Annotated in this window: 11 protein-coding genes; 4 read left to right on the top strand and 7 right to left on the bottom strand. The window is 71.6% G+C overall.

What is annotated here, in order from left to right; all coding sequences use genetic code 11:
• The first annotated feature begins 285 nt into the window (after positions 1-285).
• The gene (locus AC07DW_RS00725; protein ID WP_478855449.1) at positions 286-2,319 is read left to right on the top strand and encodes a PIG-L family deacetylase; all 2,034 of its coding nucleotides are present in this window, start codon (positions 286-288) and stop codon (positions 2,317-2,319) included.
• Positions 2,320-2,405: 86 nt separating this feature from the next.
• Here the strand turns inward: AC07DW_RS00725 and tuf are convergent, their stop codons facing one another.
• From tuf to AC07DW_RS00695, 6 genes are all read right to left on the bottom strand, one after another.
• On the bottom strand, positions 2,406-3,599 hold the full coding sequence (tuf, locus tag AC07DW_RS00720; protein WP_064069958.1) for an elongation factor Tu: 1,194 nt from the start codon (positions 3,597-3,599) through the stop codon (positions 2,406-2,408).
• A gap of 147 nt (positions 3,600-3,746) precedes the next feature.
• Positions 3,747-5,873 carry an elongation factor G gene (gene fusA / locus AC07DW_RS00715; RefSeq protein ID WP_478855448.1) on the bottom strand — a complete coding sequence of 709 codons (2,127 nt, stop codon included), beginning with the start codon at positions 5,871-5,873 and terminating at the stop codon, positions 3,747-3,749.
• 38 nt (positions 5,874-5,911) lie between these two features.
• Positions 5,912-6,382 (bottom strand): 30S ribosomal protein S7, encoded by a 471-nt coding sequence (gene rpsG, locus AC07DW_RS00710; RefSeq protein WP_031076642.1) that lies wholly within the window; start codon positions 6,380-6,382, stop codon positions 5,912-5,914.
• Positions 6,383-6,384: 2 nt separating this feature from the next.
• Positions 6,385-6,756 (bottom strand): 30S ribosomal protein S12, encoded by a 372-nt coding sequence (gene rpsL / locus AC07DW_RS00705; protein WP_003948652.1) that lies wholly within the window; start codon positions 6,754-6,756, stop codon positions 6,385-6,387.
• Between the two features lie 301 nt (positions 6,757-7,057).
• The gene (locus AC07DW_RS00700; protein ID WP_478855447.1) at positions 7,058-7,801 is read right to left on the bottom strand and encodes a hypothetical protein; all 744 of its coding nucleotides are present in this window, start codon (positions 7,799-7,801) and stop codon (positions 7,058-7,060) included.
• 179 nt (positions 7,802-7,980) lie between these two features.
• The gene (locus AC07DW_RS00695) at positions 7,981-8,463 is read right to left on the bottom strand and encodes a helix-turn-helix domain-containing protein (protein ID WP_478855446.1); all 483 of its coding nucleotides are present in this window, start codon (positions 8,461-8,463) and stop codon (positions 7,981-7,983) included.
• 210 nt (positions 8,464-8,673) lie between these two features.
• On the opposite strand from AC07DW_RS00695, the gene AC07DW_RS00690 reads away from it, so the two are divergent.
• From AC07DW_RS00690 to AC07DW_RS00680, 3 genes are all read left to right on the top strand, one after another.
• Positions 8,674-8,985 carry a WhiB family transcriptional regulator gene (locus tag AC07DW_RS00690; RefSeq protein WP_478855445.1) on the top strand — a complete coding sequence of 104 codons (312 nt, stop codon included), beginning with the start codon at positions 8,674-8,676 and terminating at the stop codon, positions 8,983-8,985.
• 125 nt (positions 8,986-9,110) lie between these two features.
• The gene (locus AC07DW_RS00685; RefSeq protein ID WP_478855444.1) at positions 9,111-9,908 is read left to right on the top strand and encodes a hypothetical protein; all 798 of its coding nucleotides are present in this window, start codon (positions 9,111-9,113) and stop codon (positions 9,906-9,908) included.
• Positions 9,905-10,117, top strand: coding sequence for a MerR family transcriptional regulator (locus tag AC07DW_RS00680; RefSeq protein ID WP_478855443.1), 213 nt, complete (start codon positions 9,905-9,907; stop codon positions 10,115-10,117). The genes AC07DW_RS00685 and AC07DW_RS00680 overlap by 4 nt, the downstream gene beginning before the upstream one ends.
• A gap of 206 nt (positions 10,118-10,323) precedes the next feature.
• Here AC07DW_RS00680 and AC07DW_RS00675 read toward each other — a convergent pair whose 3' ends face one another.
• Positions 10,324-10,611 (bottom strand): hypothetical protein, encoded by a 288-nt coding sequence (locus tag AC07DW_RS00675; RefSeq protein WP_478855442.1) that lies wholly within the window; start codon positions 10,609-10,611, stop codon positions 10,324-10,326.
• Between the last annotated feature and the right edge of the window lie 200 nt (positions 10,612-10,811).

The following is a 10,811-nucleotide window of genomic DNA, read 5'->3' as shown; positions in this document are numbered from 1 at the left end:
GCGAGCGCATCGCCGGTTGCACGGACGCGGAACTCCTGCGGCGGTGGCTCGCCCGTGCCGTCACCGCCACGTCCGCCGACGAGGTCTTCGCCGCGCGGTAGCCCCGCCCCCCACGTACGCTCCGGTGACCGGCCGCTGAACACCACTCGGCCACCGGGCAACCCGTAACCCCGATTTTCCGTCTACCCGACCGCAGAACGCGGGTGGTTGCGCATACGGGGGAAGCGGGACGTGGACGAGATACGGGGGGCAGGGCCGCGCCCTGCGGTTTTCCGGCGCCGGGGCGTGCTGGCTTCCGCCGCTGCGGTGGCGCTGGGGGCCGTCGCCGGGTGTTCGGTGCCCGCGCCCCGGCGCGGCGGGCCCACGGCGGACCCCGCTCCGGGGATCCCGATCACCAGCACCCGGCACGCGCAGCTGATGCAGATCGCGGCGCACCCGGACGACGACCTGTACTTCATGAACCCCGACAGCCAGCGCATGGTGGACGCCGGCGTGCCGCTGGTCTCCGTCTACGTCACCGCCGGCGAGCACGACGGCAGGAACCACATACCGGGGCGCCGGGGCGAGGTGCCGGCCGACAAGGCGGCCTACTCCTCCGCCCGCCATCAGGGCCTGCGCCAGGCGTACGCCACCATGCTCGGGCTCGACACCTTCACCACCTGGCAGAAGGGCGTCATCACCCTCCGGGGCGACCGGCGCGCCGAGATCAACACCCTCACCCACGGCAACCGCCGGGTCGAGCTGGTCTTCCTCAACCTCTCCATGCACGCCCCGCGCCGCTGGACGGCCCTGCCGAGCCTGTGGAAGGACCGGGCGCTGGGGCTGCGCACCGTGGTGGCCGACGACTCCCCGGTACGCAAGGCCGACACGTACGACTACGACGCCCTCGTCGACGTCCTCGTCGGGCTCATGGAGCGCTACCGGCCGACCGTGATCCACACGCTGGACCCGGACCCCGACATCCAGCACAGCGACGAGAAGACCCGCAAGAAGGACTCCGAACAGCCGGGCTACTCGGACCATGCCGACCACACGGCCGTGGCGTCCTTCTCCTGGGCGGCCATGATCCGCTGGGTGGCCGACGCGACGGAGGACGGGGGCGCGATCCCCGCCTTCGTGACCACGTCCTTCCGCGGGTACTACAACCGCCACTGGCCCAAGAACCTCCCGGGGCCGGTGCTCAAGGAGAAGGCCGCGCACCTCGTGCCGTACGGCGGCGACCCGTCCTGGCAGTGCGGCAACAGCGGCGGCTGCGGCGACTACAGCGTCGGCGGCGCCCGCCCGCTCACCAACAAGAAGGGCTGGGTACGCGCCACCCACCACCGCTACCCGGGCGCCGCCCCGGTCGTGGCCGCCGAGCCGGACGGGCGGCTCGCCGTGTACGGGGTGCTGGGCCTGCGCGCGGTGCGCTGGCGCGAGACGGCGCCCGGCAGCGGGCAGTGGGGCGAGCCGGGCGACCTGGGCGGCGGACCGCTGGCGCCGGCGCTCGGCGGGGTGACCCTGGCGGACGGCCGGCAACTGCTGTTCGGGCTCCGGTTCGCGGCGCTCGGCGGGCACGGCGGCCCGAACCGGCGCGAGGTCGTGCTGCTGGAGCAGCGGGAGCCGGGCGGGCCGTTCCTCGCCTGGACCGGCCTGGGCAACCCCGAGCGCCGGGACGACCGGGGGCGGCGGCTGGGCGTCCCGGTGGCGGTGGCCGGCGGGGACGGCCGAATCCACCTCTTCGTACGCGACGCGGACAAGGGCGTCAGCGGCCGGGTCCGGGACACCGACGGCACCTGGGGTCCGTGGCGCGACCTCGGCGGGGCCGAGGTGCAGGACGGGCTGTCGGCGGCGGTGGACGGAGCCGGGCGCGTGCACCTGTTCGCCGCGGGTCGCGAGGGCGTCCACCACTGGACGCAGGACGCGCCGGGCGCCCCGGTCTCCTTCCGCGCCGGGACGGCCCTGCCCGTCGCCGGTGACCCGGTGGCGGTGGCCGCCACGCGCGACGGCGGTCTGGCGCTGCACTACCGCGCGCCCACCCGCGCGGATCTGACGGTGGTACGCCCCGACGGCACCGCCCTGCCCGGGGTCGACCTCGACGGCTACGGCCCGGTCGCCGCGACCGCCGCCCCGCAGGGCCCGGCCCTCCTCGGCAAGGACCTGCGCGGCCGCGTCCAGGTCCGCACCCCGGCGGGCCGCCTCTCCACCCGTACGCAGGGAGCCGTCGCCCTGGCGGAGGCCCGCCTGCACGCCGGCGGCCGGCACGGCCTCCTCGCCGTCGGCATGGGCGCCGACGCCCATCCGTGGACGTGGACCCCGGAACCGCGCACCGAGAGCTGAGCGCGCGGACAACGCGAAGGGCCCCGCACCGTGAGGTGCGGGGCCCTTCTTGCAGCTCAGCGACGAGCCACCAGGTCGGATCCGAATTACTTCGTGATCTTGGTGACCTGGCCGGCGCCGACGGTCCGGCCACCCTCACGGATGGCGAACTTCAGGCCCTCCTCCATGGCGACCGGCTGGATCAGCTGGACGGACATGGTGGTGTTGTCGCCCGGCATGACCATCTCGGTGCCCTCGGGGAGGGTCACGACGCCGGTCACGTCCGTGGTACGGAAGTAGAACTGCGGGCGGTAGTTGTTGAAGAACGGCGTGTGACGGCCACCCTCGTCCTTGGACAGGATGTAGGCCTGCGCCTCGAACTCGGTGTGCGGGGTGACCGAGCCCGGCTTGATGATGCACTGGCCGCGCTCGACGTCCTCGCGCTTGATGCCACGGAGGAGCAGACCGACGTTCTCACCGGCCTGGCCCTCGTCGAGCAGCTTGCGGAACATCTCGATGCCGGTGACCGTGGTGGTGGTCTTCTCGGTCTTGATGCCGATGATGTCGACGGTCTCGTTGACCTTCAGGACACCACGCTCGATACGGCCGGTGACGACCGTACCGCGACCGGTGATCGTGAAGACGTCCTCGATCGGCATGAGGAACGGCTTGTCGACGTCACGCTCGGGCTGCGGGATGGACTCGTCGACGGCGGCCATCAGGTTCAGGACCGACTGGCCCCACTCCTTGTCGCCCTCGAGCGCCTTGAGCGCCGAGACCTTGACGACCGGGACGTCGTCGCCCGGGAACTCGTACTCGGTGAGGAGCTCACGGACCTCGAGCTCGACGAGCTCCAGGATCTCCTCGTCGTCCACCATGTCGGCCTTGTTCAAGGCGACGACGATGTACGGAACGCCGACCTGGCGGGCCAGGAGCACGTGCTCCTTGGTCTGCGGCATCGGGCCGTCGGTGGCGGCGACCACGAGGATGGCGCCGTCCATCTGGGCAGCACCGGTGATCATGTTCTTGATGTAGTCCGCGTGACCGGGGCAGTCGACGTGGGCGTAGTGACGCGACTCGGTCTGGTACTCGACGTGCGCGATGGAGATGGTGATACCGCGCTGGCGCTCCTCAGGAGCCTTGTCGATCTGGTCGAACGCCGAAGCCTCGTTGAGGTCCGGGAACGCGTCGTGCAGCACCTTGGTAATGGCGGCCGTGAGGGTCGTCTTACCGTGGTCGATGTGACCGATGGTGCCGATGTTGACGTGCGGCTTAGTCCGCTCGAACTTCGCCTTCGCCACGGGGTTCCTCCTGAGAGTGGTTCTGGTACGCCTTACTCATCGGCGCCAGGTGATCTTTGCTGGGTGGCCACCCGCCGGGGCCCTGCCTCGGGTTCGGGGCGGAGCCCCGGCGGATGGTGTCAAGCCTAAAGCGTGAACCCGGAAGAGTTACTCGCCCTTGGCCTTCGCGATGATCTCCTCGGCGACGTTCCGCGGAACCTCGGCGTAGGAGTCGAACTGCATCGAGTAGCTTGCGCGACCCGAGGTCTTGCTGCGGAGGTCGCCGACATAGCCGAACATCTCCGAAAGCGGCACCAGGCCCTTGACGACCCGGGCGCCGGCCCGCTCCTCCATGGCCTGGATCTGGCCACGGCGGGAGTTGATGTCACCGATGACGTCACCCATGTAGTCCTCGGGCGTGGTGACCTCGACGGCCATCATCGGCTCCAGGAGCACGGGGGACGCCTTGCGCGCAGCCTCCTTGAAGGCCTGCGAACCGGCGATCTTGAACGCGAGCTCGGAGGAGTCGACCTCGTGGTAGGCACCGTCGAGAAGCGTGACGCGAACGCCCGTCATCTCGTAGCCCGCGAGGATGCCGAACTGCATGGCCTCCTGGCAACCGGCGTCCACCGAAGGGATGTATTCCTTCGGGATACGGCCACCGGTGACCTTGTTGACGAACTCGTACGAGGCGTCGCCGCCCTCGATCGGCTCGACCGCGATCTGCACCTTGGCGAACTGACCGGTACCACCGGTCTGCTTCTTGTGGGTGTAGTCCACGCGCTCGACGGCCTTGCGGATCGTCTCACGGTACGCGACCTGAGGCTTACCGACGTTGGCCTCGACCTTGAACTCGCGCTTCATGCGGTCGACGAGCACCTCGAGGTGAAGCTCGCCCATACCGCCGATGACGGTCTGGCCGGTCTCCTCGTTGGTGTGCACCTGGAAGGAGGGGTCCTCCTCCGCGAGACGCTGGATGGCGACACCCAGCTTCTCCTGGTCACCCTTGGACTTGGGCTCGATGGCGACCTCGATGACCGGCGCCGGGAAGTCCATGGACTCCAGGATCACCGGGTTCTTCTCGTCGCACAGCGTCTCACCGGTCGTGGTCTGCTTCAGACCCATGACGGCGATGATGTCGCCGGCGCCCACCGACTCGATCTCCTCACGCTTGTTCGCGTGCATGCGGTAGATCTTGCCGATGCGCTCCTTCTTGCCCTTGACCGAGTTCAGCACCGAGGTGCCGGACTCCAGGCGACCGGAGTAGATCCGGACGAAGGTGAGCTTGCCGAGGTGCGGGTCGCTCATGATCTTGAACGCCAGCGCCGACAGCGGCTCGTCGTCGGACGGCCTGCGCTTGACGACCGTCTCCGCGTCCTTGACGTCGTGGCCCTCGATGGCCTCGATGTCGACGGGCGACGGGAGGTAGCGCACGACCGCGTCGAGCAGGGGCTGAACGCCCTTGTTCTTGAACGCGGTACCGCAGAAGACCGGGGTCACCGTGGTGCCGGTGCCCTTGCCGGACGCGATGGTGATGCGACGGATCGCGGCGTACAGCTGCTCCTCGGACGGCTCCTGGCCCTCCAGGTACAGCTCCATGATCTCTTCGTCGTTCTCGGCCACGGCCTCGAGCAGCTTGCCGCGGTACTCCTCGGCAGCCTCGGTGTGCGTGTCCGGGATGTCGACGATGTCGTACATCTCACCCTTGGCCGCCTCGGCGGACCAGACCAGGGCCTTCATCCGAACGAGGTCGATGACGCCCTTGAAGTCGGCCTCGGCACCGATCGGGAGCTGCATGACGATCGGCTGCGCGCCCAGGCGGTCGCTGATCATGTCGACGCAGCGGTGGAACTCGGCGCCGGTGCGGTCGAGCTTGTTGACGAAGCAGATACGCGGAACGCCGTAGCGGTCCGCCTGACGCCACACGGTCTCGGACTGCGGCTCAACGCCGGCGACGCCGTCGAACACCGTCACCGCACCGTCGAGCACGCGGAGCGAACGCTCCACCTCGACGGTGAAGTCGACGTGGCCCGGGGTGTCGATGATGTTGATGGTGTGGTCAACGTCTTCCAGCGGCCAGTGGCAGGTCGTCGCGGCAGACGTGATCGTGATGCCGCGCTCCTGCTCCTGCTCCATCCAGTCCATGGTGGCAGCGCCGTCGTGGACTTCACCGATCTTGTAAGAGACACCGGTGTAGAACAGGATCCGCTCGGTGGTGGTCGTCTTGCCCGCGTCGATGTGGGCCATGATCCCGATGTTGCGGACCTTGGCCAGGTCAAGCGAAGTGGTAGCCATAAGGCTTCAGTCTTCTCTCGGTCTCGATGTGGGTGCGACTACCAGCGGTAGTGCGCGAAGGCCTTGTTGGACTCGGCCATCTTGTGCGTGTCCTCACGCTTCTTGACCGAAGCACCGAGGCCGTTGGAGGCGTCGAGGAGCTCGTTCATGAGGCGCTCGGTCATGGTCTTCTCGCGACGGGCGCGGGAGTAACCCACGAGCCAGCGGAGCGCGAGCGTGGAGGCGCGACCGGGCTTGACCTCGATCGGCACCTGGTAGGTGGCGCCACCGACGCGGCGGGACTTGACCTCGAGGGACGGCTTGACGTTCTCGAGAGCGCGCTTCAGCGTGATGACCGGGTCGTTGCCGGTCTTCTCGCGGAGGCCTTCCATGGCGCCGTACACGATCCGCTCGGCGGTGGAGCGCTTGCCGTTCAGCAGGATCTTGTTGATGAGCGAGGTCACCAGAGGAGAGCCGTAGACCGGGTCGATGATGACCGGGCGCTTCGGGGCGGGGCCCTTACGAGGCATTCTTACTTCTCCTTCTTGGCGCCGTAGCGGCTGCGGGCCTGCTTGCGGTTCTTGACACCCTGGGTGTCGAGCGAACCGCGGATGATCTTGTAACGAACACCCGGCAGGTCCTTCACACGGCCACCACGCACGAGCACGATGGAGTGCTCCTGCAGGTTGTGTCCCTCACCCGGAATGTAAGCGGTGACCTCGATCCCGCTGGTCAGACGCACACGCGCGACCTTACGCAGGGCCGAGTTCGGCTTCTTCGGGGTGGTCGTGAACACACGCGTGCAGACGCCGCGGCGCTGAGGAGAACCCTCGAGTGCGGGCGTCTTGTTCTTCTCGACCTTGTCCTGCCGGCCCTTCCGGACCAGCTGCTGGATCGTAGGCACTACTTCTCCGGTTTCTGTGTGCCGTGTAGTAAAGCTAACCTGGAACGTCGCCGACCCACGCGGTCGGGTGTGTCGAATACTGCGTACTCCCGCCGCGTGGCGGAGGAGGGCACAGATCGCGGTGGCCGTTCACGGCTCGCCGTGCGGTTGCAGACACGCACAGGAGCCCAGGCACACCCCAGGCACAAGGTCTGAGCGTACCTACCGTACGGACCTGGGTCAAAACAAATGCTCTTGCCCCGGGCGGGCCCCGGGCCGCGACGGCCCGTCGCGGTGCGTGCGCCGGGGGCGCCGCGGAGGGTCAGGGGCCGCCGCCGGGGTCGCGGCGGCGGCCGGGCAGGGGCGGGATGGTGGGGACCCGGGAGTGGGGCGACTTGGCGACGAGGCCGGGGCGGGTGGCACCGGGGTCCCGCGCCTCGGGGTCCTGCTCCTTGCCCTTCGCGCCGCGGCGGCCGGGTGGGCCCTGGGTGCCGTCCCGCTCCCGGCGGGGGCCGGCGGCGGCGCGGCGGTCCTGCGCGTCCCGGGAGCGCCGCCGCTCGGCCGCGACGGCGCCGGTGCGGTCGGCGGGCGGCGTGGCCGCCTCGGGGCGGCGGGGAGCGGGGGTACGGGGCGCGTCGGGGTCGGGGGCCGGGGCGTCGGGGGCGTCCGGATCGGGGGCGTCCGGGTCGGCGCCGGCCGCGTTCCGGTCGTCGCCGCGCGGGAAGGGGATGACCGCCGCCTGTCCGGGCGTGCGGCCGACCAGCCGCAGGCGGCGCGTCTGCGCGATGCGGCGGGCCTCCTCCAGGACGGGTTCGTACTGGTCGGCGGCGTCGCGCCAGCCGTTGGCGTACGCCTGGAACTCGCGGCGGGCCAGTTCCTCGCGCAGCAGCACCACCACTTCCTCGGGCGCGTGGCCCTCCAGGTGGCGCCCCAGGGCGGCGAACAGCGCCGGGAGGTCGGCGGCCGGTTCGGGGAGGCCGTGGACGGGGCCCCTGGCCCCGGATCCGCCCGGCTCGCCCTCGCGCGGATCGCCTGCCGGTCGGGAGCACCCCTCGCCCTCGACCATGACACTCTCTTCCGCGACCCGTCGCTGCCGGTTCCACCACTGCCGGTTCCACCGCTGCCGCCGGACGGCCTCGCCGGCGCCCCGTGCGTGCGGCGGTGCTCCCGGGGCGCGGGCGCCGCCGGGACGTTCAGCCTGCGAACTCGTGGGGACAGGCGTCAACAGCTTAGAGAACGGCCACGTCAGGCCTGGCGGGCACCCTTCGCCTCCGCCGGTGCGTGCCCCGCCGCCGCGTCGTGCTCGCGGGCGGCCGGCCAGTCGGGCAGGAACTGCCCCGCGACGCGAATGAACATGTCGCGCTGCTCGGGCGGGATGCCGAGCCCGGCCGCGGCCTGTTCGAGCGTGAGGCCGGCGGGCACCGCCTCCTCGGCGGGCGGTACGTCGTCCGGGAGGCCGGGCAGGGGGAGGTCCTCCTCCGTGAGCCGGCCCGACTTGATGAGCATGTCGCGCACCGGGATGCGCAGGACGTGCGCGAGCCGTCGCATGGTCTCCAGGTCCGGCATGCTCTGACCCTGAAGGAGCCGGGTGATGGCCGCCCGGTGGACCCCCGCCTCGTCGGCGAGGCGGGACTTGCCGCCGCCGCGCGGGCTGTCGATGTCGTACCCCTGACCTCGGATCACTCCTTCGATCCAGGCAGTGAACTCTTCCAGTTCGCCGGCAGACATGGGCAACGTCCCTCCCTTCGCGGTGGCGACCAGAGTATCGCGCTTGCACGCACCGACTACGCGCTTTCGCGCACGCAATTGTGAAGGTTGCGTCGAGGTGCGGAGTCCTCCCCTCCCATTCTTGGTTGCGCGCTCACTCGCAACATGGCAGCGTGCGTGCTCGCAACGCACTTCGCTCGTCCGTTCGTATGCGTACCAGGGGGTTCCGCCATGTCCTTACCGTCCTCCCGCAGTCACCGCCCCGGCTGGCGCGACGCCGCCGCGTGCGCGGGCATGCCGCCCCAGGTGGTCTTCGCCCGCCGTCCCGCCGACGCCGAACCCGCCCTGCGCGCCTGCGCACGGTGCCCGGTGGCGCGCGAGTGCGAGGAGACCGTCGACCCGGCGCACACCTGGTTCGACGGCGTCAGCGCCGGCCGGCTCTGGCACAACGGGCGGCCGGTCGACCCGTCCCGCCGCAACCGCGCCCACGGCGACGGCGACGAGCACGGCGGCACCCCCGCCCCGCTCCGCCGCGCGGCCTGAAGCGACCTACCCGCGTACCCGGCCAAGCCACCCGCCCGGCCGTCACGCACCCCGGCCCACGCCCCGCCGAAACCACCGCCCCGAGGGGTCGGCGTCCTCGCCGACCGCACAGGAGGGAGCACCCCATGCCCGCCACCCGGCCGCCGGCCGAGACCGACATCGCTCACGCCGCCCCCACCGCCCCGGCCGCCCACGACGACCCCGGTGCCGTGCGGGACGCCGCGCTGTGGACCGCCATGCTGCTGCGCCAGTTCCCGGAGCTGCTCACCGAACTCGCCCCCGCCCCGGGACGCGGCGGCACCGGGGCCGCCGACCGTCCGGCCCCCGGGCCCGCGCAGCTCGCGGCCCGCTCCGCCCGGCTGCGCGACGAGCGCCGGGAGGCGCTGCTCAACGAGCAGCGGCACGGGCTGTCCGTACCGGGGCACACCGCCTCCCCCATCCGCCTCCACGTGTCCGACGCGATCCGGGACATCACCGACGGGGTGACCGAACTGGAGGAGGCGGTGTACGACCGGCTGGGCCTCGGCCGGCCGCGCCGGGCCGACGTGCCGCAGCGGCTGCGGCGGCTCACCGCGCTGCTCGGCCGGGTCTCCGGCGACCCCACGCTCGCCGGGCACGTGCGGGACGAGCTGCGGCGCATGGCGAGGCGCTGCGCCCGCGCGCTGGGCGAGGCCGAGACGATGGTGCGGGTGTCCGGGCGCTGCCCGTGGTGCGGCTCGGTGTCGCTGCGCGCGTTCCCGGAGAGCCGGGCCGTGGTGTGCGTCAACCCGGGCTGCCGGTGCGGGGTGCCGGACTGCGACTGTCCGACCGACCCGGCGTTCCGGCACGTGTGGGAGGAGGGCGCCTGGCCGGTGCCGGCCGGTGCCGCGGACGGCGGGGCCGAGCGGATCGCCGCCCTGATGGACGAGGGGGCCGCCCGATGAGCCGCACGTCCACCGCGCCGGGCCGCACCGCCGGCCCGACGCTCGTCACCGGCCCGACGGCCGCGCAGGAGGCGGGCGTCCTGCCCGCCACTATCCGCAAGTGGGTGCAGCTCGGGCGGCTGGCGCCCGCGGGGCGGCAGGGCCGCGCGCAGCTCTTCCGGCTGGAGGACGTGTTCGCGGCGGAACGCTCGTCCCGGCGCGGGGGCTGAACCCACCGCGCCGCGACCCGGCGGCACCGCCCGTGCCCCGGCGCCCCCCACGCACACGTACCCGCACGGAACACGCACGCCGGGGCGGCCCTCCCTCAGGGGAGTGGCCGCCCCGGCGTTTTCGTGTCCCCGTCCGGGGCCGGGTCCGAGTCCCTGTCAGGTCCGGGTCCGGGCTCGCGTCAGGGTTTGGGACCGCGACCGTCGCGTCAGGCGCGTTCCGCCGGATCGCGCCGAGTGGGCATGGGAAAGACGGGGGCGGGGGCGGACGCCGGCGCGGGACGGTCACCGGACATCGTCGCCACGGCCTCCTGCCAGCCGCTGGAGAAGCCGCGTACTTCGGCGTCGACGGCGAGGCGGGCGCCGACCTTGGCGATGACGGCGCTGAGTGCGCGCCCCACCCCTCCGGTGTACGTACCGGCTTCGGCACTCTCCGCCGCCACCTCGACGGCGGCGGCCGCCACATCGGCCAGTCGCTCCTGCGGGCTGATCGTCATCGGCCCTCACCGTCCGCGAACCGCCCGCTCCTCGTGCTCGTCTCCACGCCCCACCACTCCTCACGCCCCGCTGGGTGTTTCCGTACCTTCCGCGCCGTTCCTCGGAGAACCATCCGACCTATTCGAATACCTGTTCGGACTAAGGAGCGTAGCGCAGACGGACGACCAAGGTCGGGTACGGCGCCACCTGGGGCGCGGGA

The organism is Streptomyces sp. NPDC045701 (genome assembly GCF_056432045.1).
Note: the sequence above shows the minus strand (reverse complement) of the source record. Positions and strands in the feature narration are given on the sequence as shown.

Excerpts from the sequence above, each read along its gene's own strand:
- fusA (WP_478855448.1), bottom strand. The coding sequence starts at position 5,873 with ATGGCTACCACTTCGCTTGACCTGGCCAAGGTCCGCAACATCGGGATC.
- rpsG (WP_031076642.1), bottom strand. The coding sequence starts at position 6,382 with ATGCCTCGTAAGGGCCCCGCCCCGAAGCGCCCGGTCATCATCGACCCG.
- AC07DW_RS00700 (WP_478855447.1), bottom strand. The coding sequence starts at position 7,801 with ATGGTCGAGGGCGAGGGGTGCTCCCGACCGGCAGGCGATCCGCGCGAG.
- AC07DW_RS00695 (WP_478855446.1), bottom strand. The coding sequence starts at position 8,463 with ATGTCTGCCGGCGAACTGGAAGAGTTCACTGCCTGGATCGAAGGAGTG.
- AC07DW_RS00690 (WP_478855445.1), top strand. The coding sequence starts at position 8,674 with ATGTCCTTACCGTCCTCCCGCAGTCACCGCCCCGGCTGGCGCGACGCC.
- AC07DW_RS00685 (WP_478855444.1), top strand. The coding sequence starts at position 9,111 with ATGCCCGCCACCCGGCCGCCGGCCGAGACCGACATCGCTCACGCCGCC.
- AC07DW_RS00680 (WP_478855443.1), top strand. The coding sequence starts at position 9,905 with ATGAGCCGCACGTCCACCGCGCCGGGCCGCACCGCCGGCCCGACGCTC.
- AC07DW_RS00675 (WP_478855442.1), bottom strand. The coding sequence starts at position 10,611 with ATGACGATCAGCCCGCAGGAGCGACTGGCCGATGTGGCGGCCGCCGCC.